Here is a 24,431-nt window from a genome sequence, read left to right as displayed (position 1 = left end):
GTGTTCAGTGCCGCCAGAACGCCGGCGTCAGCAGCACCAGCAGGGTGAAGATTTCCAGACGTCCCATCAGCATCGCCAGAATCAAAAAGCATTTCGCAATTTCATTCACTTCCCCGTAATGCGCCGCCGCATCGCCCAGTGCCGGGCCGATATTACTCAGGCAGGAAGCCACTGTGGAAAAGGAGGTAACGAAATTTTCCCCGGTTGCCATCACGATAATGGTGAGCACGAAGAACGACAGAATATAAATGGCAAAAAATCCCCACACCGCATCGGTTACTCGCGACGGGACGATTTTGCGGTTTACCTTGATCGGCACCACGGCGTTCGGGTGCACCAGCCGGTTCAGTTCGCGCAATCCGGACTTCACAATCAGCATCACCCGCACCGACTTGATACCTCCCGATGTGGAACCGGCGCAGGCGCCCATAATGCCGAGCAGTAACAGAATGTACGGCAGGAACGCCGGCCACAGGGCGAAGCTCTCGGAAGCAAACCCGGCGGTGGTGCCGATGGAGACCACCTGAAACACCCCGTGCAGAATGCTGCTCTGCATATCAAAGGTGCCGGATGCATACAGGTAGCCGACGATGATGCCGCATGCGCCGATGGTGACCATGACGTAAAAACGGAATTCGGAATCTTTCCAGTAGTGGCTCAGGGTCCGGTTGCTCAGCGCAACAAAATGCAGGCCGAAGTTAATGGCCGCGGTGAGCATAAAAATAATCGCAATCGCCATAATCGCGTGGTTGTGGGCGTAAAACCCCATGCTCGCATCGTGAGTGGAGAAGCCACCGTTGGCCACCGTGGAAAAGGCGTGGCCCACCGCATCAAACACCGTCATGCCGGCCCACCAGTAGCCGATGCCGCAGAGGATGGTCAGCACAATATAAATCACGAACAGCGCGCGTGCGGTTTCCGCGATACGCGGCGTTAACTTGGTGTCCTTTACCGGCCCCGGCATTTCTGCCTTGTACAGCTGCATACCACCGATACCGAGCATGGGCAGGATCGCCAGTGCGATAACAATTACCCCGATACCACCGACCCACTGCAGCTGCTGTCGATAATACAGAATGGCCGGGGGCAGGGTGTCGAGACCGGTGATGGTGGTGGCGCCGGTGGTGGTCAGGCCCGAGATGGACTCGAAAATGGAGTCGACCACACTGAGATCCGGCTGTGGGCTGATAATCAGCGGCAGCGAGCCGAAGCTGCCCAGAATCAGCCAGAACAGGGAGGTCACCACAAAGCCGTCGCGGGTGCGCAGATCCTGTTTCAGGTCGTGTACCGGCAGCCACATAAACAGGCCGGTGAGCAGGGTGATGGCGAAGGCAATGGTGAATGCGATGTGGGTGCCATCTTCGTACCACAGGGAGACGCCGATGGGCGGCAGCAGGGTGAGGCTGAATACCGTCAGCAAAATGCCAAATACACGCGCTATGACTGCAAATCGCATGGCTCGGATACCCGCCGTCAGAAGAAGCTGAAGCCGACCTGGAACAATTGCTCCACGTGGCGGGTATGGCGGCGGTCAACGAGGAACACGATCACGTGATCGTCGGTTTCCACGATGATGTTGTCGTGGGCAATCAGCACCTGGCTTTCACCGTCCCGCTCACGCACGATCGCACCGATGCTGGCGCCTTCCGGCAAGTCGATATCCTCGATTTTGCGACCCACGACCTTGGAGGTGCGCTTGTCACCGTGGGCAATGACCTCGATCGCTTCGGCAGCGCCGCGGCGCAGGGAGTGCACATTGACCATGTCCCCGCGGCGCACATGGGTGAGCAGACTGCCGATGGTGTTTTGCTGCGGCGAAATGGCAATATCGATTTCGCCTCCCTGTACCAGGTCCACATAGGCGCGGTTGTTGATCAGCGCCATTACTTTGCGTGTGCCGAGACGCTTGGCCAGCAGGGACGACATGATGTTGGCTTCGTCGTCGTTGGTGAGGGCGAGGAACACATCGGTGTCTTCGATATTTTCTTCCAGCAACAGATCCTGATCGGAGGCGCTGCCGTGCAACACGATGCTGTTGCTGAGTTCTTCGGAAAGGAAGATACAGCGATCGTGATTCTGTTCGATAATTTTTACCGAGTAGCGGTTTTCCAGCCTGTGCGCGAGGCGCAACCCGATGTTGCCGCCGCCGGCAATGGTGATACGTTTGTAGCCCTGCTCCAGTCGGCGCAGTTCGCTCATGACCGCGCGGATGTCCTGGCGGGCGGCGATAAAGAACACTTCGTCGCCGGCTTCGATGACGGTGCTGCCCTGGGGAATGATGGGGCTGTTGCGGCGGTAGATGGCGGCAACGCGGGTGTCGACTTTGGGCATGTGCTCGCGCAGGTAGCGCAGCTGGTGGCCTACCAGTGGCCCGCCCTGTACGGCGCGCACGGCGACGAGCTGGACGCGGCCGTTGGCGAAGTCGAGTACCTGCAGGGCCCCGGGGTGTTCGATCAGCCGGGCGATGTATTCGGATACGATCTGTTCGGGGCTGATGAGGACGTCAATGGGGATGGATTCGGTGGAGAACAGCTCGGGATATTGCAGGTAGGCGGAGGCGCGCACGCGGGCGATTTTCAGGGTCACCCGGAACAGGGAGTGGGCGATCTGGCACGCGGCCATGTTGGTTTCGTCGTTGTTGGTGACGGCGACGAGGATGTCGGCGTCTTCGATGCCGGCTTCCTGCAGGATATCCGGGTGCGAGGCGTGGCCGACGACCACGCCAATGTCGATGCGGTCGCGCAGCTCGCGCAAAGTTTTCTCGTCGCTGTCTACCAGAACAATGTCGTTACGTTCCGAGGCGAGACTTTCCGCCAGTGATCCACCGACCTGGCCGGCACCGAGAATAATGATTTTCATAGTTGTTTTTGGGCCTGGTCCGCTGGCGCTTTGTTGCTATCGCGGTGGCGCCGGCGCACCGGGTGGAGGTTTTCAGGACCGCTGTAGACCCATCCCTGGGCGCTCCGGCGCAAACATCCTGTTTGCGACGATCCTGAAAACCTCCACCCGGCACCCCGACTTCGATTCTTACTCTTGTACTGCGTATGTGCGGGTGAACCGTTCCGTAGGGTGGATAAGCGTAAGCGCATCCACCATTCTCCTACCGGGCTCCCCGACAAACGGTAGATGCGCTGCGCGTATCTACCCAACAGGTGCATAGTTACTTTTTGGCCTTTTCAAGCTTCGCGTAATAAAACCCGTCACCCGCATGGATGCCAGGCAGCAACTGCATACCCGCCTCCTGCGGCAAACCCCAGGGCTGCTCATTCAGCAATTGCGGCGTATTGTCCCTCGCATCCGGCGTCTCCGCAATGAAGCGCGCCACTTGAGCGCTGTTTTCCTCGGGGAGTATGGAACAGGTGGCGTAGAGCAGGGTGCCGCCCGGTTTTAACAGGCGCCACATGGCACGCAGGATTTTGCCCTGTAGCTCGGCCAGTTCGGGGATGTCGTCGGCGCGGCGCAGGAGTTTGATGTCCGGGTTGCGGCGGATGACGCCGGTGGCGGAGCAGGGGGCATCCAGCAGGATGCGGTCGAAGGGTTCGCCGTCCCACCAGTGTTCCGGCTCGGCGGCGTCGGCGCAGATGATCTGGGCGCCGACGCCGAGTCGCTCGAGGTTTTCGATGACGCGGTCGAGACGTTCTTCTTCGATATCCAGGGCGCTGAGGTCGAGGTCGGGTTGCAGTTCCAGCAGGTGGCAGGTTTTACCACCGGGAGCGGCGCAGGCGTCGAGGATTTTTTCCCCGGGCTGCGGGTCGAGCAGCGGCGCGGCCAGTTGTGCCGACTGGTCCTGTACGCTGACGAGGCCGTCGTCGAAGCCGGGCAGACGGGTGACGGCAACGGGGCTTTCCAGTACCAGTCCCGCTGCGGAAAATTCGCACGGCTGGGCCGGGATGCCGGCTTGCTGTAGTTGTTCGAGGTATTCGTCGCGGCTATTTTTCGACAGGTTCACCCGCAGGGTCATGGGCGGATTGGCGTTATTCGCGGTGAATATGGTGCGCGCCTCTGTGCCCCATGCGGCCTTGATGGCCTGCTGCAGCCACTCGGGGTGGGCGGAACTGAACTGGGGGTTGCCGGAGAGTTTGCGAGTGAGCACTTCCTTATTGCGCAGGGCATTGCGAAGCACACCATTGACCACACCGGTGGCATGCCCGAGTTTGAGCGCGCGCGCCGCTTCCACCGTGGCACCAATGGCGGCGTGGTCGGGGATGCGGGTGTATTCCAGCTGGTACAGGCCAACCAGCATCAGTGCGGCCAGCTCTTCATCTTTGATGGTTTTTTTCGAAAGTTTGCCGAGGATCAGCTCCAATCGCGGCGCGAAGCGGGCGGTACCGTAGCAGAGCTCGCGCAGCAGGGAGCGGTCTTTATCTTCTACCTGCTTTTCCGCCCAGGGCAGCAGCCGCTGCAGCGAACCGCGGTCCTGAGTCAGGCGGGCGATAACGCGGGCCGCCAGAGCGCGAGGATCATTCATGGTCAGTACCCAGTGTGGTGCCAGCGGTGAACAGGTCGCGGTAGCCTTTCAAGATCTCCGCCACCGGCAGCGCCTTCTTGCCCGGCAATTGTAGCTGCGTCAGGCGCAGAGCCTCGCGCCCACAGGCCACCAGAATACCCTCGTCATCGGCACTGAGAATCGTGCCGGGCACATCGGTATGACAGCCCTGTTCGTGTTTTGCCTGGTATATCCGCAGGCGCTGGGTCTTGCCCTTGCCGTCCTGGTACTCGGTCCAGCACACGGGAAACGGGTTAAATGCACGGATCAGGCGCGCCAGATCCGCCGCGGGGCGCTGCCAGTCGATGCGCGCCTCTTCTTTAGTGATCTTGCCCGCGTAATTGGCCAGCGTATCGTCCTGTACCTGCGGTTTCGCCGTGCCGCTCTCCAGCAGATACAGTGCCTCCAGCAGCGCCGGCCCGCCGAGACGCGCCAGCTTGTCGTGCAGGCTGCCACCGGTCTCATTGGCGGCAATAGGTGTACGCGCTTCCACTAAAACCGGCCCGGTATCCAGCCCCGCTTCCATCTGCATGATCGCCACGCCACTCTCCGCGTCGCCGGCCTCCACCGCCCGCTGAATCGGCGCGGCCCCGCGCCAGCGCGGTAATAAGGAAGCATGCACATTCACGCACCCTAGCCGGGGCGTATCCAGCACCACCTGCGGCAGAATCAGCCCGTAGGCCACCACCACCATCAGATCGGCATTCAGCGCCGCCAGTTCTTGCTGCGCGTTTTCGTCCCGCAGGGACAGAGGCTGATACACCGGAATATCGTGCTCCAGCGCCAGCTGTTTCACCGGGCTGGCCAGCAGCTTCTTGCCGCGCCCGGCGGGTCTATCCGGCTGGCTGTAGACCGCGATTACATGGTGTTCGCTGTCGAGCAGGGTTTGCAGGTGAATCGCGGCAAAGTCGGGGGTGCCGGCAAAGATGATATTGAGGCTCATGAACGTACTTTCAGGTAGGAGGAAGCGGGCTTGGATACGAAGTCCAGGAATCAGATGTGAAGTCGGGGTGCCGGGTGTGGGTTTTCAGGATCGTCGCAAACAGGATGTTTGCGCCGAAGCGCCCAGGGATGGGTCTACAGCGGTCCTGAAAACCCACACCCGGTGCCCCGACGCCACCGAGCTGTAAAAAGAAGTTACGCTCTTTGGCGATGGGCCTTTTCCAGCTTGGAACGAATACGGTTGCGCTTGAGCGGCGAGATGTAATCCACGAACAGCTTGCCATCGAGATGGTCGATCTCGTGCTGGATGCACACCGCCAGTAGCCCCTCGGCCTCTATTGCGTAGGCCTCGCCATTGCGATCCAGCGCCTTCAGGCGGATCTTGCGCGGGCGCTGCACCGTCTCGTAGAACCCGGGCACCGACAGACAACCCTCATCGTACTTGTGGATCTCCGCATCCAGCACCTCAACCTCCGGGTTGATCAGCACCAGCGGCTCACTCTGATCCTCCGACACATCGATTACCACAATGCGCTCATGCACATTGATCTGCGTCGCCGCCAGGCCCACGCCCGGCGCCTCATACATCGTCTCGAACATATCATCGATCAGCGTACGGTGGTCGTCCGTCACCTCGGCAACAGGCTCCGCCACCTTGCGCAAGCGGGGATCGGGGAATTCAAGGATTTCCAGTTTGGCCATAACACCTGTGACAAACTTCTAGTCTTAGTGGAACTTGCGCTGATAACATAATGATCGCGCTTGAAATTTACTGAATCGGGGGCTGTTGTAACGCGCTGGCCAGTGGGCCAGGTGGCGTTCATTTGCTTCCCTCCCGGCGACGTCAGCCGCCACCGGTCCAGCGCTGAGAGATTATAGCGATATAAAACCCCAGTGATAGCCGTATAAAGATTCAGCAGACAATTTCCGCGAACGACAAGGCCTCAGCGCTAGCGACAAAAAAGCATAGGAATGCTTCCATGAAAAAAATAATTCTGGCCGCCGCCGCCACCCTGCTGGCGACCTTTGGCCTGCAGGCGCAAGATTCGCGCCTCAACCCCGATCACCCGGACACCTACGTGGTGCAGAAAGGTGACACCCTGTGGGATATCTCCGGCACCTTCCTGTCCCAGCCCTGGTACTGGCCGGAAATCTGGCAGGTCAACCCGCAGGTGGAAAACCCCCACCTGATCTACCCCGGTGACCGCCTCAACCTGGTCTATATCGACGGCCAGCCGCGCCTTGAGCTGGAGCGCGCGCCCACTGCCTACAAGCTGAGCCCAACCAGTAACAACCGCCTCGGCCCGTCCGTGCGCCGCGAGCCTATTGGCAGCGCCATCCCGGCCATTCCGCTGGATGCCATCAACGCCTTCCTGTCGCGTACCCGCATCGTCGGCCCCAACGCGTTCCAAGGCGTGCCCTACGTTATCTCCGGGCAGGACCAGCGCATTCTGATGGGTGCCGGTGAGAAGATTTACGCCCGCGGCGACTTCCGCGAGCCCCTCGGCTCCTACGGCATCTATCGCCCCGGCCCGGTTTACGCCGATCCCTTCACCGGTGAAGAACTTGGTCAGCAGGCCCTGGATGTGGGTTCTGTGGACCTGCGCCAGCTGGACGTTGACAACGCCAATAGCGACTTCGCCGTAGCCACCCTCGACGTCACTCGTACCAGCCGCGATATCCGCCTGCAGGATCGCCTGTTGCCGGTTGAGGAGCGCGCCATTGCCGCCCTGTTCCAGCCCGGTGCGCCGTCCGTTCCCGTCGACGGCATCATTCTCGGTGTGGAAGAGGGCGTTACCCAGGTTGCCAAATACGACGTGGTTGCCCTCAACCGCGGTCTGCGCGAGGGGCTGGAGCCCGGCCACGTGCTCGCTATCTACAAGCGCGGCGCCACCGTACGCGACCAGCTGGCCCGGCAAAATGTGAAACTGCCGGACGAGCGCGCCGGTGTGCTGATGGTGTTCCGCAGCTTTGAAAAAATGAGCCTCGGCCTGGTACTGGAGGCCGACAAGCCGCTAGCAGTAATGGACTTGGTGCGTAACCCGTAATTAAAACGGTTCAAGGGTGCCTTAAAAAATTAGGATTTTTGTGCGAGAGCAAGGAGGCACCGCGCGCAAAACCGGAGCGTACAGACAGTACGTGAGGATTTGAGCACGGAGCCAACGCGGCTATCGTGCAAAAAGACAATTTTTGGAGGTACCCGACGCATGGATGCGTTGACCGCGACTCTCTCCCTGCTTCGTCTCGAAGGCATCGGCCCCGGACTCTACTGGCAGCTGGTGGAGCGCTTCGGCTCTGCCCAGATGGCGCTGCAACAACCCCCCGCCCAACTTCCCCGCACACTTCCGGATCGCGCCCGCGCCCAGCTCGCAGAATTCCAGCGTTTGGCACTGGACAGCGAACTCGGCCAGTGGGCGCTGGCACAACGGCAGCGCTGCGCCGAGGCGTGCATCTATTTGATGCATCGCGACGACGACAGCTACCCGGCACTGCTGAGAGAAATACCCCGGCCACCGCCGGTGCTGTACCTGCGCGGTAACCCCGATAGCCTGTCACTGCCGCAGGTGGCGGTGGTGGGCGCCCGTCGCGCTACCCGCGCAGGCCTCGATAATGCGCAGGCATTTTCCGCCGATCTCGCCGCGGCGGGTTTTGCGATCACCTCCGGCCTGGCACTCGGGGTCGACGCCGCCGCCCATAAAGGCGCGCTGCAGGGGGGAGGAACAACCATTGCGGTACTCGGAACCGGTGTTGACCAAATCTACCCGCGCCGCAACAGCCCGCTGGCCGAGCAGATTCTCGAGGGCAATGGGGCCATCATCAGCGAGCTCCCGCTGGGTACCGCCCCGGAGGCGGGCAACTTCCCCCGCCGCAACCGCATTATTGCCGGGCTCAGTCTGGGCACGTTGCTGGTGGAGGCAGCGGTGCGCTCCGGTTCGCTGATTACCGCGCGCCTGGCGCTGGAGCAGAATCGCGAAGTGTTCGCCATACCCGGTTCCATTCATAACCCCATGGCGCGGGGGTGTCACCATATGATCAAACACGGTGCCCAGCTGACGGAAACCAGTGGAGACATTGTCCAGCATTTGGGTGGACTCTTGTCCGGCCTGGCACAGCAAACGGGTTTGTTCGACGCTCCTCCGGCATCCGACGAAATCGCGAAATTGCCCGAAGCGCAGCGCCAGGTGATGCGCGCACTGGGCGCAGATCCGCGCAGTATCGAACAGCTGGCGCGGGATACCGGCGCCGATGCGGGCGCGTTGATGGCCTGCCTTCTGCAGTTAGAGCTCGAGGGTCTGGTGGAGCAGCTGCCCGGTGGTTACCAGTTGACCGGCCCCGGCAATATGGCCTTGCAGGCACTGGTGGAAGAGCCAAAAAGCCGTTACGGTCTCGCCTGAAATTTGCAGGGAGTCCAAATCATGGGTCTGTTCACCATCCGCACTGGCAAGCGCGCGCTACGCTGCGGGCTTGCCCTAGCCGGCACGGCATTGGCGCTGGCGTTCAGCAGTGTGGCGCAAGCGGCCAAGGGCGATATCTATCTGGACAAGCTGAACCTGCCGCAGGGCTTCAAGATCGAGGTCTACGCCAAGGACATTCCCAATGCACGCCATATGGTGCGCAGCGCCAAGGGCACCCTGTTTGTCGGCTCCATGGGTGAGGGCAAGGTCTATGCGGTACTGGACAAAGACGGCGACCAGAAAGCCGATGAGGTGAAAGTGATCGCCGAGGGCCTCAAGCGCCCCACCGGCGTGGCACTCAGAGATGGCGACCTGTATGTCAGCGCCATCACCAGCATCCTGCGCTTCGATGACATTGAGGCGAATCTCGACAACCCACCGGACCCGGTCATCATCACCGACCAGTTCCCGGAGAAGCACCACGGCTGGAAATATATCGCGTTTGGCCCGGATGGCTGGTTGTATGTGCCGGTCGGCGCGCCGTGTAATATCTGTGAGGAAAAGGACTACGCCAACATCCAGCGCCTGAAGATTGAAGGCGACAAAGTGGTGAAAACCGAGACCTGGGCCGAGGGGGTTCGCAACACGGTGGGTTTCACCTGGCACCCGCAGACCAAGCACCTGTGGTTTACCGACAATGGTCGCGACATGCTGGGCGACGATATTCCCCCCTGCGAGCTGAACACGGCACCGGTTGCCGGCCTGCACTTTGGATATCCCTATTGCCACGGCAAGGACGTGCTCGATCCCGAATTTGGCAATAAAGGGAGCGGCGAGGGCAAGCAGTGCAGCGCCTATGTGCCGCCGGTACAGGAGCTGGGGCCGCATGTGGCACCACTGGGCGTGAAGTTCTATACCGGTGACCAGTTTCCGGCCGCCTACAAAAACCAGGTGCTGATCGCAGAGCACGGCTCCTGGAACCGCAGCCAGAAGATTGGCTACCGGGTAACCCTGGTAACTCTCAACGAGCAGGGCGAGGCCACCTCCTACGCGCCGTTTATTGATGGCTGGTTGCAGGGTGAAGAAGTCTGGGGGCGTCCGGTGGATGTGCTGGTGATGCCCGATGGCGCGTTGCTGGTATCGGACGATTATGCCGGCGCCATCTACCGGGTCAGTTATCAGAAATAACCGGCCTGCGCGGTCCAATCAATCCCGGGAGTGCCCGCCCGTACGGGGCGCTCCCTATACTCCCCTCCTATAGAAAACCGACAGAGCAGCACCCCATGCCACACCGCAAGGCAAAACCCAGCAAGGAAGAGGAATCCGTCGGCAAGACACTGCGCCGACTGCGCAAAGAGCGCCAGATGACACTGGGGGAATTGTCCGACAAAAGTGGCATATCCATATCCTCACTGTCGCGTATCGAAAATACGCAACTGTCGCTGAATGTCGAAAAAATTCACGCACTGGCCAAGGTGTTGGCGGTGCCGCCGGAGGCGTTTCTGCAGTCTCAGGGCACAGAATCTGCGCGCGCCCCGGCGACACACCCGGCGCGGGCACGCATGGCGATTAACCGTGCGCGCGGGCGCGAAACCACCCGCGAACTCGAGGTCAGCCTGCAATACATGTTCACAGACCTGGAGCCCCGCAGCATGAATTGCATTTATGCGGAGGTGGATCCTATCCCGGTCTGGGAGTCAGAATTTGTACGGCACCCGGGTGAGAAGGTGATCATTATCCAGGAAGGGGAGCTGATGGCCTTTGTCCAGGGGCAGGCGCCGGCACTGCTTGAAACCGGCGACGTGCTATACATGGATGGCAACGTGTGGCACTCGGTGGTGGCCGCCAATGGCCGTATCGCCCGTCTAATGGCGGTGCTGAACACCGGTGACGCCGCGGCTCGGGGAGATTTTGAGTCGCGTTTCTTCACGGCGGATGAGTGGAACGCACTCAACCAGTAACACCGGGCTGCGTGCCACCGGTTGCAGCTGCTGCCAACCGACCTGACAGCCGCGCTCTGTCGCGGCCAGGCTAACCCCTTGCGGCGTTTTGCCGGCTTACAATCGCGCTCTTTTTGGGCTCCCCCTTATCCCAATTCACCTAGTGCCGTGCGGACACAGTGCGCGACCGCACGGCATTGCAATGTCGGATCTGGCGTCACCAGCCTCGATGTTTTGCTCAAATTGCATAAAAAATCCCCTCCTTCTTACATTTTTAGCAAAAAAGCAATAAATCCCTAGCGGCGAGGACGCCGGTAAGATCATTGCGCCGCCAGGTTGTGTATACAGGCAAAAAATTAGCGTTTTGTTGCGTTAATTGCGCCTGTTCACGGAGGTGGACTCTACAGTCCCACGCGATTGACGCCATTTACAAAATACTGAATCCCCCCGGCAATGGAGATAAAAACACTATCTGACCAATAGGTCGATTTGCTCCAATCGCAAAGAATACCCCGAATTTACGAGGATCCTGTGAATTGCGCCTCGCCATGCGGTCCATATTGGTGCGCTTTTGGCAGAATTAATGCCCTTTTGTCCTTTCCTGTCCTTGACTGTCCCGAAAAATCACCCTGCTTAGAACCGGTTGTTTTGCGTATATGCAAATTCTTAATATCGGGCTTCCGGTATTTCGGCTGGGGTTTTGTGCAAATTCTGGCCGGCTGCCAAAAACGAAAATAACAGGCTCCAGTGTGGCCCCGGTCTCGGGAATCCGCGCAGGGCCAAACTATTCGACGTAGGGCAACTTCATGAGAATAAAAACCCTGGCCAGCGCGATTGCCGCCGGCCTCTACGCCACGGGCGCGATGCATGCCATCGCCCAGGCGGGTCCGGCACCCGCGGCGCCCACCAAGGCCATCGAGCTACAGGCGATGGACTTCACGCCGGAGCAGCTGGATCGCTTCCGCAAGCGCGCCGCCGCCGGTTCCCAGCAGTCCGTGCTGCAGAATGACGGCCTCAACGTGCAGGTACGCCGCCAGACCGAGAAGTTCATCGAGGAGCGCGGTATTACCGGCGAGCACGTGTACCTGGTGCGCCTGCACGATGAACCTGTCGCCACCTACCGTGGTGGCAAGGCGGGCTTTGCGCCCACCCACGCCACGCTGATGAAGCAGGGCCGCAAAACCACCCTGAACAAACCGTTCAAGGCCGGCCAGCCACAGGCGCCCGCGGTGGAAAAATACCGCAGCCACCTGCTCGAGAAGCAGGCGGTGGTGCTGAACAAGGTGCAGCAGCGGGTTGGCAGTAAGGCGGTGCGCCGCCAGTTCACCAATGCGGTGAACGGCTTCTCCATGAAGATGACCCAGGACGAAGCACGCCGCATTGCACAAATGCCGGACGTCGCCTTTGTCGAGCGTTCGAAGATCTACGAACTGCACTCGGATGAAGGCCCGAAACTGATCGGCGCCGATCAGCTGTGGACCGGTAGCGCGAATGCGACCGCCGGCGTTCCCCACAAGGGTGAAGGCATTATCGTTGGCATCATCGATACCGGTGTGAACACCGATCACCGCTCCTTCGCCGACGTCGCCGACGATGGCTACGACCACAACAACCCCTGGGGTCAGGGCGTGTACGTGGGTGACTGTACCGTGTCCGGTCAGGAATCCATGTGTAACGACAAGTTGATCGGTGTGCGCAGCTACCCGGTCATCACCGATTACTACGACCTGTTCAATGCCGAGCTGGGTACCAGCATCGCCAAGAACGGTGAAGACTACGACGGCCACGGCTCGCACACCGCCTCCACCACCGCGGGCAACGTGCTGTTGAACGTGGATTACGTGGTGCCCGCCGCCTCCAAAGAGAGCGACGGTACTCTGGTTGCAGAAAATCTGGTTCCGCAAATGTCCGGCGTAGCACCGCGCGCGAACATCGTTTCCTACCAGGCGTGTTTCCCGAATAACGACTTCGATGTGGGCGGCTGCCCCGGTGAATCCATCGTTGCCAGTATCGAAGATGCCATCGCCGACGGCGTCGACGTGATCAACTTCTCTATCGGCGGCCAGGACAGCTTCCCGTGGGAAAGCGCCATGGAGCTCGCGTTCCTGGCGGCCCGTGAAGCGGGTATCAGTGTGTCCGCCTCTGCCGGTAACGCCGGTCAACTGTGTGGCGAAGAGTGCTTCAGCGCCATTGACCACGCTTCCCCCTGGCTGCTCAACGTGGCTGCCTCGACTCACGGTCGTTCGTTTAACGTAGATACGCCCATCAGCCACGCAGGTGCTATCGACACCGGCAATGTGACCAAAACTCCAAGCTGGGAAACCAGCGGCCTGGTTGGCGGTTCCATCAACGGCACCGAAATTACCGGTGTGGTGGTGCAGGCGAAGGACTACCCCAACATCAATGGTGGTTACGACCAGTACTGTGGCGAGCCTTACGCGGCGGGGACCTTCGACAATTACCCCAGCCAGCAGAACGGTGGTGCAGCAATCCTCGACAGCATGGGCCAGCGCCCGAATGTGATCGTGGTTTGTGCCCGAAACCGCCTGGATGACCCGAACGGTATCGCCCGTTCCGTGAAGGCGGATAACGTCAAGGCGGGTGGCGCCGATGGTTTTGTGTTGTACAACGCTTCCAATGGTGATCCGCTGTCTATCGCTTCCTACTCCCTGCCTTCTGCGCATATCACCAGTGAAACCTGGTGGGGCCAGTGGCCGGAAGATGGACTCAGCACCTGGTTGAATAACTGGGGCGATTACGGCCACATGATCACCATCGGCAGCACCCAGGTGGCGCGCACCGTGAACCAGGAAGACGCCGACTGGCTGGCACCTTTCTCGTCGCGCGGCCCCAGCTGGACCACGCCGGAGAGCCTGATCCCCATGGTGGCGGCGCCGGGTGTCGACATCTACGCGGCCTACGCCGACCAGCACCCCTTCTCCTCGCAGGCGGGTTCTGGCGACTTCGCGGCGATCAGTGGTACCTCCATGGCCGCGCCGCATGCAGCCGGTGCCCTGGCGCTGATTCGCGAGGCGCATCCCGACTGGACCGCCACCGAAGTGCAGTCCGCACTCATGCTGACCGCGGAAAAAGTGGTCAAGTACAAGCGTCTCAACCGTGAAAACGGTCAGGAAGCCATCGCAGATACCTACCGTGCCGGTGCCGGCCGCATCAATGTGGCGCGCGCGGTCCAGGCCGGTCTGGTGATGGACGAAACCGCCGAAAACTTCAGGTTGGCCAACCCCAACAATGGTGGTCTGGTGCACCGTCTGAATATCCCCCAGCTGGTGGATATGAGCTGTGCCCCCAACTGTCAGTGGATGCGTACCTTCAAGGCTACCGAAGACGGTACCTGGAAAGTGTCCGCCGGCGATGTGGTCAACTGGAATCCCGAGCTGCTCTACCAGTCGGAACAGAATGGCGTGACCATCACCGCCACCCCGAGTGAGTTCTCCCTGAAAAAAGGGGAAACCCAGACGGTGGTGATCAACGCGTCCATCATGACCACCTCCGATGCCTTTGGTGGCTCGGAAACGGAATTGCACAGCGACCTGACCCTGACCCCAGCCAATGGCGGTCCGGAGCTGCGTCTGCCGATGGCGTTCAAGTACGACAACCGCGGTATGCCGGAAACCCTGACGGCCACCGCCCATCGCAATGATGGTGATTTCCAGTTCAACGGTATCAACCTGGTTGAAGCGGCCAGCCCCGTAGGGCGTGTGTTCGCACCGGTGAAGGCCGAGGTCAAGCAAGTCAGCCTGCCCAAGGACGACGAGACGGCCTTCCCCTGGGATAGCTACCGCGATGAGTCCGTAGCCATCGAAATGCGCCTGGACGAGGCCACCCACATTGAGTGGATCAATGTCCCGGCCAACGCCAAGCGCGTGGTGGTGGAATCTCACGGTACCGTCGACTCCAATGTGCCGGATGCCTTCGATATCGGTAACGCGGTTCTCTACCTCGGTAAGGACTACAACAACGATGGCAAGGTCGATCCGCTCGACGAAATCCTGTGTGCGTCTCTGCACCTTGCCGCCAACAACTTCTGTAACGTGGAAGATCCAGAGCCCGGCAACTACTGGGTGATTATCTACAACCCACCAATCCTGCTGGACAACGCCCCGATCCACCCGGATGCGCTGGAAACCTTCAGCTATTCCACCGCGGTGATCACCGACACCGAAGCCAGCAACCTGTCTGTGGAAGTGCCTGCAAGCACTGGCCAAGAGCCGGTCAGCGTAACGCTGAACTGGGATATGCCAGACATGCAGACCGGCGACATCTACTACTCCATGATGGACTTCGGAAGTAGCGCGGTGAACCCGGGCAACCTGGGCATGGTTTCCCTGAAACTGGTGCGTGGCAAAGATGACGTCACTCTGGAAGTGCCACAGGATTCCGCGCGCCCCGGCGACGAAATTCCGTTCACCTTCTCGGTACTGCCTAACAACAGTGGCCGCGATCGCAACTTCACCCTCACCGCAGAAATGCCTGAAGGCCTGAACTTCAGCGCCGACGACATCTATGCGTCCAACAGTGAAATTGTCAGCGACGTCACCGTTGATGGCCGCACCATCGTGATTAGCGGTATGCAGCCGGATACCGGCTCGGTACAGCCTGACTACGTGCTGACCAGCAACAACGAAAACGCGGCCAACTACTCCCAGGCGTGCATGATGCCGGACTTCGGTCAGAGCGATCGCAGTGGCTACATGGACCTGCTGGGCGAGTTTGGTATGACTCCGGACTTCGGCGGTATGCGCCCGCTGGTCACCGACGACAACGGCTACCCGGTCTACGACCCTGAAACCGGCTACACCTACGACGGCGGCATCGACTTCATGAGTGGTGTCAGCATTCCGGTATCGTCCCTGTTCCGCGGCTGGAGAGATAATTTCCATCTGTATAACAACGGCGAGCAGATGAACTTTGGTAAGCAAAACGAGCTGTCGATCAAGGCCAACGGCCTGATTGCAATCGATGCACTGCCGGTGTTCTGGCCGTTCAACAACCCGCTGCCGGACTACTCGATTCCCAACGAGAAGCTCGCTCCACTGTGGCGTGGCTCCATGGGCTTCTTTGGCCCGCAGCAGGTGCTGTCCACCGAGTACAACCCGAGCCCCTGGTGGCCGGAAGAAAACTCCGGTGTGACGCTTGCCGCCGCGGGTGAAGCGGGCTGGGGCATCATCGAATTCGATAATGCCAAGGACTACCACAGTGAGCAGGACTGGTTCACCGGCATCGTCAACAACACGCCGCTGGACAACAGCTTCGACTTCCAGGTGGTGTTCAACACGGACGTGCGTCACGGGGATGGCGAGCACGAGCTGTACTTTGCCTACGACAACATCAACTTCGGCAGCCTCAACGACCACGGCACCATTGGTCTGCAGGGTTACCGCGGTGCGATGACGCCGTTCGGCCCGCTGGAAGGCTATCTGGGTGAGTCCTACGTGGCCAAGACCGCATTTGATGTCGAGCCCACCACTGGTCTGCGCGACACCATCCACGACAACCTGCTGCTGTGCTGGGACTACCGCGGTCCGGAATCCAGCCAGTTCGACGTCACCGTACCCACCCGGGTTGCGTCCAACGCCGCGGGCATGGAACTGGTGGTTGAAGCGGTCAGCCAGGTGGATGAACTGGGAGATAAGAATCTCAGCCACACCATCGTGGTGCCGAGCAACCTGACCATCAGCGCCATTGCCGACAAGCAAGTGGACGAAGATGGCAGCTTTGACATCACCGTGTTCTACGCCGATGAAACTGCCGGTCGCAACGAAATCACCATCTCCGGTGACAACGTCAGCGGTATAGCCGATGGCTGGGAGTCCGGCTCGACCGTAACCATCACCCCGGCCGCCGACTTCCATGGTGAGACCGAAGTGACCGTTACTGTGGCAGACCTGGAAAACCCGGCCGATGCGGCATCCACCAGCTTCATGCTCACCGTCAATGGTGTGAATGACGCGCCCATGGCCGCGGTTGCTGGCGATGTGACCATCACCGAAGGTGAAAGTGCCACCCTCGACGCGAGCGGAAGCTCCGACCCGGACGGCGACATGCTGTCCTTCAGCTGGGCGGGCAATGGAACCATTGCGGATGCCACCCAGGCGACCACCACCGTAAGTAACCTTGGTGCGGGTGAACATGTTTTCACCGTGATCGTCAGCGATGGTGCGCTGAGTGCCGAGGCGAGCCTCACTGTCACCGTTGAGTCTGCGGTTGAAGACGAAGTGGAAGTCACCGAGAAACCGAAGAAAAAACGCGGTGGTTCCGTGTACTACCTGCTGGGCCTGCTGGCTCTGGCTGGACTGGTACGCCGTCGCCGCTTTGCCTAAGGCCTGAACGGCTTCATTCCCGGCGGGGTCGCTAACGCCTCGCCACTTTTATCCTCACAGGATAGCGGCCAGCCTTCGGGCTGGCCTTTTTTGTGTCTGGGGTTTGGCAAGCCGCGCCGCTGCGTGCGCGTCTTGTCTAGGCTGGCAGTATTCGCTAAATTGCTGCGCTTCCCGCCAGCATGGCCTGAAAGAGTCTCAACCCTTGTCAGAGAAAGCCAAACCCGTCGCCGTGGGCGACCAGACCTCCTTGCATTCCCTTCCGCCCAGTGTCGGTTTCAGCCTGGCCAGCGCCGCGCGCATACTCGCCGCCGGCGGTGTGATCGCCCATCCCACCGAATCCGTGTGGGGGCTCGCCTGCGACCCGAATAACCGGGACGCGGTGGCACGCCTGTTGCGGCTCAAGAACCGTCCCATGGAGAAGGGCTTGATCCTCGTGTCCGGCAATGCCGGGCACTTCTCCGGCCTGCTGCACAACCTTTCCGGCGACCAGCGCGCGCGCATTGACGCCACCTGGCCGGGGCCGGTGACCTGGCTGGTACCGCACTTTGATCAGGTCCCGCCGTGGATTAGCGGTATTCACCATAGTGTGGCGCTGCGCCACACTAATCACCCGTTTACCGCGGCATTGTCGCGGGCCTTTGGTGGCCCCATCGTGTCCACCTCCGCCAACCCCGGCGGCTGCCAGCCCGCACGGCACAAGTTTCAGGTGCTGCGCTATTTTGGCAATGCGCTGGATTTCGTCGGTGGCGGCAGCACTGGTGGGCGCGCCTCCCCCAGTGAAATCCGCGATGCCGCCAGTGGCCGGGTACTGCGTGCGGGCTAAGTGCCTCGGGCCTTTTTCCTGCTGCTGTTCCCGCGACTGTTCCCGCGAACCTAATTCGAGAAGTTACTATGAGTACGATTGATATCCAGACCGTGAAAGACTATCTGCTGGGTCTGCAGGATCGCATTTGCGCCGACCTGGTGGCGGTGGACGGTACAGAGTTTTTTGAAGACGCCTGGCAGCGCGAGGCGGGCGGCGGTGGCCGTACCCGTGTGATGGAAAACGGCAATGTGATTGAAAAGGGCGGGGTCAATTTTTCCCACGTGTATGGCGACAAACTGCCGCCGTCTGCCACCGCGGCGCGCCCGGAGCTCGCCGGCCGTTCGTTTGAGGCGATGGGTGTGAGCCTGGTAATCCACCCGCGCAATCCTTACGCGCCCACCAGTCACGCCAACGTACGATTGTTTGTGGCGCAGAAAGAGGGCGCCGAGCCGGTGTGGTGGTTTGGTGGTGGCTATGACCTCACCCCTTATTACGGCTTTGAGGAAGACGTGGTGCACTGGCACCAGACCGCCAAAGACGCCTGTGCGCCCTTCGGCGACGACATTTATCCGCGCTTCAAAAAGTGGTGTGATGAATATTTCTATCTGAAACATCGGGACGAGGCGCGCGGCGTGGGCGGACTTTTCTTCGATGATTTCAATGAAGGTGGTTTCGATAACGCCTTTGGCCTGTTGCGGGCGGTGGGTGATTCCTATACCGACGCCTATTTGCCGATCCTGAAGAAGCGCAAGGACACCGAATACGGTGAGCGCGAGCGGGATTTTCAGCTGTACCGCCGCGGCCGTTACGTGGAATTCAATCTGGTGTTTGACCGCGGCACCCTGTTCGGCCTGCAAAGCGGTGGCCGCACCGAATCCATCCTGATGTCACTGCCACCGGAAGTGCGCTGGCGCTACAACTGGCAGCCGGAAGCGGGCAGCGCGGAAGAAAAACTCTACACGGACTTTTTGCCGCACCGGGAGTGGGTCTAAAGCACCTTACTGAAAGGTCGTAAAAAGGAAAACGCCATGCACAAGGCCCGTCTGGAAGATATCAACAAACTGTTTCTCGAATACCGTCGCCTGTTCGAAGCGGGCGATGCGGAACAGATCGCTGATTTTTATCGATTCCCGATCCACTACTATTTTTCCAATGGAAAAAAATCCCAGCTCAGCCGCGAGTACTTTATCGGTCGGGTAAAAAAGCTGTTAGCGCTGTATCAGAAGCTGGGTGTTACCCAGATCGTCGGTGCGGTAACCGATGTAATCGAGCTGAACGAAAATACCAGCCTCGCCACACTCAACTGGGTGCTGCTGGACGACAGCGGCGAAAAGCCCCAGCAAATTTACAGCGCGATCACCCGCTATATGGTGTGTGAAGTTGACGGTACATCGAAAATCGATGGGTTGATCGGTGTGAATGAAACCAGCCAGATCAAGCAGGCGCTGAAAAAATAGAAACCGAACCGGGAAGGGTCATGGACAAATACGCGGTAATTGGCAATCCCATCAAACAATCCCTGTCTCCGGTGATTCACACCGCGTTTGCCAGGGAGACTGATCAAAAGCTGGAATACGGCAAGCTGTTTGCGGAAGCTGATGGGTTCAAGGCGACAGCGGATGCATTTTTTTCTGCCGGCGCCAAGGGGCTGAATGTCACCGCGCCGTTCAAGCTGGATGCGTTTGAATACGCCGATGAACTCACCGAGCGCGCGCGGTTGGCCGGTGCGGTGAATACTCTGGCGCGACAGCCCGACGGCACTTTGCTGGGCGACAATACTGACGGCCCGGGGCTGGTATCGGATATCCGCGACCACCTGGGCTGGGTCATCGAAGGCAAAAAGGTACTGGTGCTGGGCGCCGGCGGCGCCACGCGCGGTACCCTGCTGCCACTGCTAAAGCAAAACCCGGCGCAGCTGCATATCGCCAATCGTACCGCGTCCAAGGCCGAACGGCTGGCCGAGGACTTTGCGGCCTACGGCGCACTGAGCGCCAGTGGCCTCGACACCATTCCCGCGGGCTTTGATCTGATTATCAATGCCAGTGCCGCCGGCCTGTCCGGCGAGCGGCCGCAGATCGACTCGTCAGTAATTGGCCCGGATTGCTGCGCCTACGACATGGTGTACGGCGCCGAGCCCACCGCTTTTATGCGCTGGGCGGAGCCACTGGGTGCACGCACCGCGGATGGCCTGGGCATGCTGGTGGGGCAGGCGGCCGAAGCGTTTGCCCTGTGGCGCGGCGTGCGGCCGTCGGTGGAACCGGTACTGGCGATGCTGCGGGAGACACTGCACGCAAAGAGCCGGGCACACGAGCGCTGATTGCGTCACCGCCCCAATCCTTCCCCATAGAACGATTCTTAGGTTTACGGTCACCAAAAGGTGTTGTGACCGCCACGCCACACTATGGTTAAAGCCGGGAACTGTCGCTCGGTCCGGGATTTTTTCACGGCCGGGGCCGCGATTCCCCCGGCAATACGCCAAAGTGCCAGAGAAATCCGCTGAAACTGGCCGGAAAACGCCGTACGGCGTACTTTTCCGGCCGAGTTTTGGTATCCTCTCGCCCCTAATTTTTTGGGCTCGACCGCGTTTGCTGCTAGGCGAGATTGGCGCGGCCCTGTGTTCCCTGGCTTTTCCCTGTGTCACTGGCGACTTTCACCCTGCGGCATCGGCGAACTCTGGAGTTATCCACAAGTGAAACAGCTTCCCTTCGAGAAAGTCACCATCGTCATGGGCTCCCAGTCCGACTGGCCAACCATGGAAATGGCGACCAAGCCGCTGACCGACCTGGGCGTGCCTTATGCCACCGCCGTGGTCTCTGCCCACCGCACCCCGCAGCGCATGGTGGAATTTGCCACCACGGCGCACGAGCGTGGCACCCAGGTGATTATTGCCGGTGCCGGCGGTTCCGCGCATTTGCCGGGCATGATCGCGGCCATGACCCCGCTACCGGTGATCGGTGTGCCGGTGGCCAGCAAATTCATGACCGGCATGGACAGCCTGCTGTCCATCGTGCAGATGCCGAAGGGCGTGGCGGTGGCCACCCAGGCAGTGGGCGCTTCCGGCGCATTCAATGCGGGCCTGATGGCGGCGCAGATGCTGTCCCTGACCGACCCGGAGCTGCAAAAGCGCCTGATCGCCTGGCGCGAGCAGCAGAGCGCCGGTGTGCCATTCGAAGTGGAATGATTGTCCGTAGAGATTTCTGAACGTTTACGAGGTGTAGCGCAAATGACCGTCAGACGCGTAGGTATTGTCGGCTGTGGCCAGCTGGCCCAGATGATGGCCCAGGAGGCTCGTCCGCTGGGTATCGAGTTCAGTTTCCTCGCCGAGGGTGGGGAAAATACCACCTGCGTGGAAGGGCTCGGCACGATCGTGGATGCCGGTGATGGCGCCGACGTCGAGGCGCTATACAAGGCCATGGGCAGCCCCGAAGTCATTACCGCCGAGCGCGAGGGCGTGGATGTCGGCCTGCTGCGCGCGCTGGAAAAATTCTGCCCAGTCTACCCGCGCCCGGATGCCTTCGAAAAAACCCAGCACCGGGTGCGCGAGAAAACTGCGATCACCGATGCGGGCCTGCCAGTGGCCCCCTTCCGCCCGGCCAACAATTACGCCGAAATTTGCGAGGCCGTGAAGGCCCTGGGTTACCCGTCATTTATCAAAAGCTGTGAAAACGGCTACGACGGCAAGAACCAGTGGCGGGTGAACAGCGACGAGGATCTCGCGGCCATCGCCAACGACGTGCCCGAGTCCGAGTATGTGGTGGAAAAGGGCATCCACTTTTCCCGCGAAGTCTCCCTGATCGGTGCGCGCACCGCTGACGGCAAGGTAGTCACCTATCCGTTGGCGGAAAACGACCACTACAACGGCACCCTGCTGGTTTCCACGGCACCGGCTCCCCATGTGGACGAAAAGCTGCAGACCACCGCCGAAGAATACCTGTCCACCCTGATGAACGCCTGGGATTACGTAGGCGTGCTGGCGATGGAGTGCTTCGTCACCGACGACGGTCTGCTGATCAACGAGCTGGCGCCGCGGGTGCACAACAGCGGCCACTGGACTTTGGCCGGCGCCAAAACCAGCCAGTTCGCCAACCATGTGCGCGCGATACTGGGTATGGAGCTGGGCGCCACCGATGCGGCGCGTCCGGCAGTGATGATCAATATGCTGGGTGTAGACAAAAAGCCTGCGCTGCAGAATGAAGGTGTCTGGTCTTACGGCAAGGCGCTGCGCCCGGGCCGCAAGATGGGCCATGTAATCCTGCTGGACGATACGCAGGATGCCCTGGCTACCCGCATCGACAGCATGCTGGAAGAACTGTACGGCCCCAGCAAGCGCCCCGCCTGATTACTCCGGCAGCGGTGGCGCTGCCGGGTATCGTTCGGTTTTCCCAAACCTGCGAAACCCGAACTCTGCACCACTCCTTTTCAGTGGATCTGGCATACTGACCCCGTTGAACCCGCCAGGTTTTTCCTGGCGGTACCATTGACCGGGGGTTGCTGTATGCGTGAATTCATTAAAAATCTTTCCATCTGTTTTGCCGCCGGCGGCATCGCCGGGCTCGCCTATGCCCTGGGCCTGTGGGCCATGGGGCACTACGGGTTTACCCGCTTTCTGCACGTGGATATCGCGCCCTATCTCTCCAATGCCTATATTTACCAACGGGTAGTCTGGGGCGGCATCTGCGGCCTGATATTCCTGTTGCCCTGGCGCAAGAGCTGGATCAGTCGCGGCTTTCTGCTATCCCTGATTCCCGCAGGTATTCTGCTGCTGGTGCTGCTGCCCATGCGCGGCCTTGGGGTCGGCGCACTGGCACTGGGTACGCTTGCGCCGCTGGTGATTATTCTGGCCTGTGCGGCCGGGGGTATTGCGGGTTCAGGCTGGTTGAGAGCCCAGGGAAAATAAACGGTGTTACAAACAGGGTGCATACAATGAAACGGAAACTATCGATCGCTCTGCTGATGGCGGCGATGTCTCTGGGCGCAACTGCGTCTGAGCAGGACACGCGGGATTTGATCGCGCTGGGCGCACTGACCTTTGCGGATAATTGCAGAAAGTGTCACCAGCTGGACGGTTACGGTGAGGAGGCGCTCTACCCATCGTTGCACGATCCCAAGCTGCTGGCGAACAAGTCGCTGTTGATCGACACGCTGCTGCATGGGCGCTCGGCACCGCGTCGCAATGGTGGTGAAGAAGATCTGATGCCGCCGCTGGAATTTCTGACCGATCGCGAGATTGCAGCGATTATTGCGTTTATTTCCAATACCTGGGGTGACGGGGTGTTGCTGGTGAGCGAAGAAGAGATTAAAGCGGCGCGCTGAATGAATGCGGCACTGACGCGAGATTAATAAAAAAGGTCGGCAATTGCCGACCTTTTTTATTGCGATGCACCTTACGCAGGCTTTCTTGCCAGCGGCTGGCACATGCAGTGCACACCGCCGCCGCCGGCAGTGATCATGGAGATGTCCGGGTCGATCACGTCGAGGCCGTGGGCGCGGCACTTTTCCTTCAGTTCGGTGTTGTCGGACGGCAGCATGACGCGGTCGTTACCCAGTGCGACAACGTTGACGCCCAGCTCCATCACCTGCGGGTAGGAGATGTCGATGATGTCGAAGTTGCGGGACTTGAACCACTGCACCAGTTCCGGCTCTACGGCGTCGACACACACGGCGACGAGCTTTTCCGCCAGCGCGGCGACGAGTACGTCGATGTGCAGGAAGTAGGGGTCGAACTCGTAGCCTTTCACTTCCCAGCCTTCTTTTTCGATCCAGCTTTTCATCTGGTTGAAGCCCTGGGGTGAGGTGCGCTCGCCGCTGTAGCCGCACAGGATGACACCGGGTTCGAGCACCATGAAGTCGCCGCCTTCCAGGCTGCCGGCGGTGATGATGTCGTAAATGGGGATGTCGAGTTTCTGGTAGGTCTTGACCACATCGACCCATTCGCCGCGGCGCCAGGGGGAGTACATCTGGGTGACGATGGGTCCCCAGGGGGTCATGACACTGCTGTCGCGCGCGTAGAGCTGGTAGGGGAGGTTGGCGTCGGCGGGCAGCAGGTGCGTGGTGACGCCGGCATGTTTGTAGGCGTCGAGCATTTCCTGGTGCTGGCGTTTGGCGACGGCGGCGTCGAACTGACGGCCGAGGCGCACGGAGCGGCGGCTGGCGGCGTTGCCCATCTGCCAGGTGTAGTTGTCGATGGGGCCGACGAGCAGGTCGGTGAGCACGCCGTACTCGGAATCGATGCCCCAGTTTTTCAGCGGCGCTGTGTTGCCGTTGTCGTTGCGGTGTTTGTAAGTAAATTCGGTCATTTTAGTTTCTCGAATCTTTTCTAGTCCGTGGTTCCGCTCAGGCGGTTCCGTGGCGCCGCTGCTGGCGGTAACCCTGCGCGCGACACGCCGTAAACCCATCCCTGGGGGCTCGGCTGCGGCCGTCCTGGCCGCAGACGGTCTCGCGCAGGGTTACCGCCAGCAGCGGCTTCGCATTCAATTTCTTCGTTCTATTTAGTCCGTAGGGTGGATAAGCGCAGCGCATCCA

19 protein-coding genes are annotated in these 24,431 nt (G+C 60.3%); 13 read left to right on the top strand and 6 right to left on the bottom strand.

The features are described from left to right. Positions 1-4: 4 nt before the first annotated feature. The 5 genes from JF535_RS01635 to def form a co-directional block, all read right to left on the bottom strand. The gene (locus JF535_RS01635) at positions 5-1,456 is read right to left on the bottom strand and encodes a TrkH family potassium uptake protein (protein ID WP_206998300.1); all 1,452 of its coding nucleotides are present in this window, start codon (positions 1,454-1,456) and stop codon (positions 5-7) included. 17 nt (positions 1,457-1,473) lie between these two features. Continuing rightward, positions 1,474-2,859, bottom strand: a complete 1,386-nt coding sequence (trkA, locus tag JF535_RS01630) for a Trk system potassium transporter TrkA (RefSeq protein ID WP_206998298.1) — start codon at positions 2,857-2,859, stop codon at positions 1,474-1,476. Between the two features lie 301 nt (positions 2,860-3,160). Further along, the gene (gene rsmB, locus JF535_RS01625) at positions 3,161-4,468 is read right to left on the bottom strand and encodes a 16S rRNA (cytosine(967)-C(5))-methyltransferase RsmB (RefSeq protein WP_206998296.1); all 1,308 of its coding nucleotides are present in this window, start codon (positions 4,466-4,468) and stop codon (positions 3,161-3,163) included. Next, entirely contained in the window at positions 4,461-5,429 is a 969-nt protein-coding gene (fmt, locus tag JF535_RS01620) for a methionyl-tRNA formyltransferase (RefSeq protein WP_206998294.1), read from the bottom strand. The genes rsmB and fmt overlap by 8 nt, the downstream gene beginning before the upstream one ends. 194 nt (positions 5,430-5,623) lie before the next feature. Next, positions 5,624-6,130, bottom strand: coding sequence for a peptide deformylase (def, locus tag JF535_RS01615; RefSeq protein ID WP_206998292.1), 507 nt, complete (start codon positions 6,128-6,130; stop codon positions 5,624-5,626). Positions 6,131-6,408: 278 nt separating this feature from the next. On the opposite strand from def, the gene JF535_RS01610 reads away from it, so the two are divergent. The 13 genes from JF535_RS01610 (at position 6,409) to JF535_RS01550 (ending at position 23,222) form a co-directional block, all read left to right on the top strand. Further along, positions 6,409-7,476 (top strand): LysM peptidoglycan-binding domain-containing protein, encoded by a 1,068-nt coding sequence (locus tag JF535_RS01610; protein WP_206998290.1) that lies wholly within the window; start codon positions 6,409-6,411, stop codon positions 7,474-7,476. Positions 7,477-7,635: 159 nt separating this feature from the next. Then, complete coding sequence (dprA, locus tag JF535_RS01605; protein WP_206998288.1) at positions 7,636-8,823, top strand: DNA-processing protein DprA; 1,188 nt, start codon at positions 7,636-7,638, stop codon at positions 8,821-8,823. A 21-nt stretch (positions 8,824-8,844) separates the two neighbouring features. Beyond that, positions 8,845-10,011, top strand: a complete 1,167-nt coding sequence (locus JF535_RS01600; protein ID WP_206998278.1) for a PQQ-dependent sugar dehydrogenase — start codon at positions 8,845-8,847, stop codon at positions 10,009-10,011. A gap of 95 nt (positions 10,012-10,106) precedes the next feature. Further along, entirely contained in the window at positions 10,107-10,784 is a 678-nt protein-coding gene (locus JF535_RS01595; RefSeq protein ID WP_206998277.1) for a helix-turn-helix domain-containing protein, read from the top strand. Positions 10,785-11,569: 785 nt separating this feature from the next. After that, the gene (locus JF535_RS16830; protein WP_206998274.1) at positions 11,570-17,104 is read left to right on the top strand and encodes a S8 family serine peptidase; all 5,535 of its coding nucleotides are present in this window, start codon (positions 11,570-11,572) and stop codon (positions 17,102-17,104) included. Between the two features lie 202 nt (positions 17,105-17,306). Then, positions 17,307-17,927, top strand: a complete 621-nt coding sequence (locus JF535_RS01585; protein WP_340674101.1) for an L-threonylcarbamoyladenylate synthase — start codon at positions 17,307-17,309, stop codon at positions 17,925-17,927. Positions 17,928-17,995: 68 nt separating this feature from the next. Then, positions 17,996-18,901, top strand: coding sequence for an oxygen-dependent coproporphyrinogen oxidase (gene hemF, locus JF535_RS01580; protein ID WP_206998272.1), 906 nt, complete (start codon positions 17,996-17,998; stop codon positions 18,899-18,901). Positions 18,902-18,937: 36 nt separating this feature from the next. Continuing rightward, entirely contained in the window at positions 18,938-19,366 is a 429-nt protein-coding gene (locus tag JF535_RS01575; protein WP_206998270.1) for a hypothetical protein, read from the top strand. 20 nt (positions 19,367-19,386) lie between these two features. Beyond that, positions 19,387-20,226 carry a shikimate dehydrogenase gene (aroE, locus tag JF535_RS01570; protein ID WP_206998268.1) on the top strand — a complete coding sequence of 280 codons (840 nt, stop codon included), beginning with the start codon at positions 19,387-19,389 and terminating at the stop codon, positions 20,224-20,226. 372 nt (positions 20,227-20,598) lie between these two features. Further along, positions 20,599-21,090, top strand: a complete 492-nt coding sequence (purE, locus tag JF535_RS01565; protein ID WP_340674100.1) for a 5-(carboxyamino)imidazole ribonucleotide mutase — start codon at positions 20,599-20,601, stop codon at positions 21,088-21,090. 42 nt (positions 21,091-21,132) lie between these two features. Next, positions 21,133-22,248, top strand: coding sequence for a 5-(carboxyamino)imidazole ribonucleotide synthase (locus tag JF535_RS01560; RefSeq protein WP_206998266.1), 1,116 nt, complete (start codon positions 21,133-21,135; stop codon positions 22,246-22,248). Positions 22,249-22,404: 156 nt separating this feature from the next. Beyond that, positions 22,405-22,806, top strand: coding sequence for a hypothetical protein (locus JF535_RS01555; protein ID WP_206998264.1), 402 nt, complete (start codon positions 22,405-22,407; stop codon positions 22,804-22,806). Positions 22,807-22,832: 26 nt separating this feature from the next. After that, positions 22,833-23,222: a c-type cytochrome gene (locus JF535_RS01550; protein ID WP_066959690.1), complete on the top strand. Its 390-nt coding sequence runs from the start codon at positions 22,833-22,835 to the stop codon at positions 23,220-23,222. Positions 23,223-23,293: 71 nt separating this feature from the next. On the opposite strand, the gene JF535_RS01545 is transcribed toward JF535_RS01550, so the two are convergent. Further along, complete coding sequence (locus tag JF535_RS01545; protein ID WP_206998262.1) at positions 23,294-24,205, bottom strand: dimethylarginine dimethylaminohydrolase family protein; 912 nt, start codon at positions 24,203-24,205, stop codon at positions 23,294-23,296. Positions 24,206-24,431: the final 226 nt, after the last annotated feature.

It is taken from the genome of Microbulbifer salipaludis, from assembly GCF_017303155.1.
Classification (GTDB): Bacteria; Pseudomonadota; Gammaproteobacteria; order Pseudomonadales; family Cellvibrionaceae; genus Microbulbifer; species Microbulbifer salipaludis.
Note: the sequence above shows the minus strand (reverse complement) of the source record. Positions and strands in the feature narration are given on the sequence as shown.

What these genes read in the sequence shown, in the direction of transcription:
- hemF (WP_206998272.1), top strand. Translation starts at nt 17,996, where the DNA reads ATGAGTACGATTGATATCCAGACCGTGAAAGACTATCTGCTGGGTCTG.
- JF535_RS01595 (WP_206998277.1), top strand. Translation starts at nt 10,107, where the DNA reads ATGCCACACCGCAAGGCAAAACCCAGCAAGGAAGAGGAATCCGTCGGC.
- JF535_RS01610 (WP_206998290.1), top strand. Translation starts at nt 6,409, where the DNA reads ATGAAAAAAATAATTCTGGCCGCCGCCGCCACCCTGCTGGCGACCTTT.
- fmt (WP_206998294.1), bottom strand. Translation starts at nt 5,429, where the DNA reads ATGAGCCTCAATATCATCTTTGCCGGCACCCCCGACTTTGCCGCGATT.
- JF535_RS01550 (WP_066959690.1), top strand. Translation starts at nt 22,833, where the DNA reads ATGAAACGGAAACTATCGATCGCTCTGCTGATGGCGGCGATGTCTCTG.
- trkA (WP_206998298.1), bottom strand. Translation starts at nt 2,859, where the DNA reads ATGAAAATCATTATTCTCGGTGCCGGCCAGGTCGGTGGATCACTGGCG.
- JF535_RS01555 (WP_206998264.1), top strand. Translation starts at nt 22,405, where the DNA reads ATGCGTGAATTCATTAAAAATCTTTCCATCTGTTTTGCCGCCGGCGGC.
- JF535_RS01635 (WP_206998300.1), bottom strand. Translation starts at nt 1,456, where the DNA reads ATGCGATTTGCAGTCATAGCGCGTGTATTTGGCATTTTGCTGACGGTA.
- aroE (WP_206998268.1), top strand. Translation starts at nt 19,387, where the DNA reads ATGGACAAATACGCGGTAATTGGCAATCCCATCAAACAATCCCTGTCT.
- JF535_RS01575 (WP_206998270.1), top strand. Translation starts at nt 18,938, where the DNA reads ATGCACAAGGCCCGTCTGGAAGATATCAACAAACTGTTTCTCGAATAC.
- rsmB (WP_206998296.1), bottom strand. Translation starts at nt 4,468, where the DNA reads ATGAATGATCCTCGCGCTCTGGCGGCCCGCGTTATCGCCCGCCTGACT.
- def (WP_206998292.1), bottom strand. Translation starts at nt 6,130, where the DNA reads ATGGCCAAACTGGAAATCCTTGAATTCCCCGATCCCCGCTTGCGCAAG.
- JF535_RS01560 (WP_206998266.1), top strand. Translation starts at nt 21,133, where the DNA reads ATGACCGTCAGACGCGTAGGTATTGTCGGCTGTGGCCAGCTGGCCCAG.
- dprA (WP_206998288.1), top strand. Translation starts at nt 7,636, where the DNA reads ATGGATGCGTTGACCGCGACTCTCTCCCTGCTTCGTCTCGAAGGCATC.
- JF535_RS16830 (WP_206998274.1), top strand. Translation starts at nt 11,570, where the DNA reads ATGAGAATAAAAACCCTGGCCAGCGCGATTGCCGCCGGCCTCTACGCC.
- JF535_RS01545 (WP_206998262.1), bottom strand. Translation starts at nt 24,205, where the DNA reads ATGACCGAATTTACTTACAAACACCGCAACGACAACGGCAACACAGCG.
- JF535_RS01600 (WP_206998278.1), top strand. Translation starts at nt 8,845, where the DNA reads ATGGGTCTGTTCACCATCCGCACTGGCAAGCGCGCGCTACGCTGCGGG.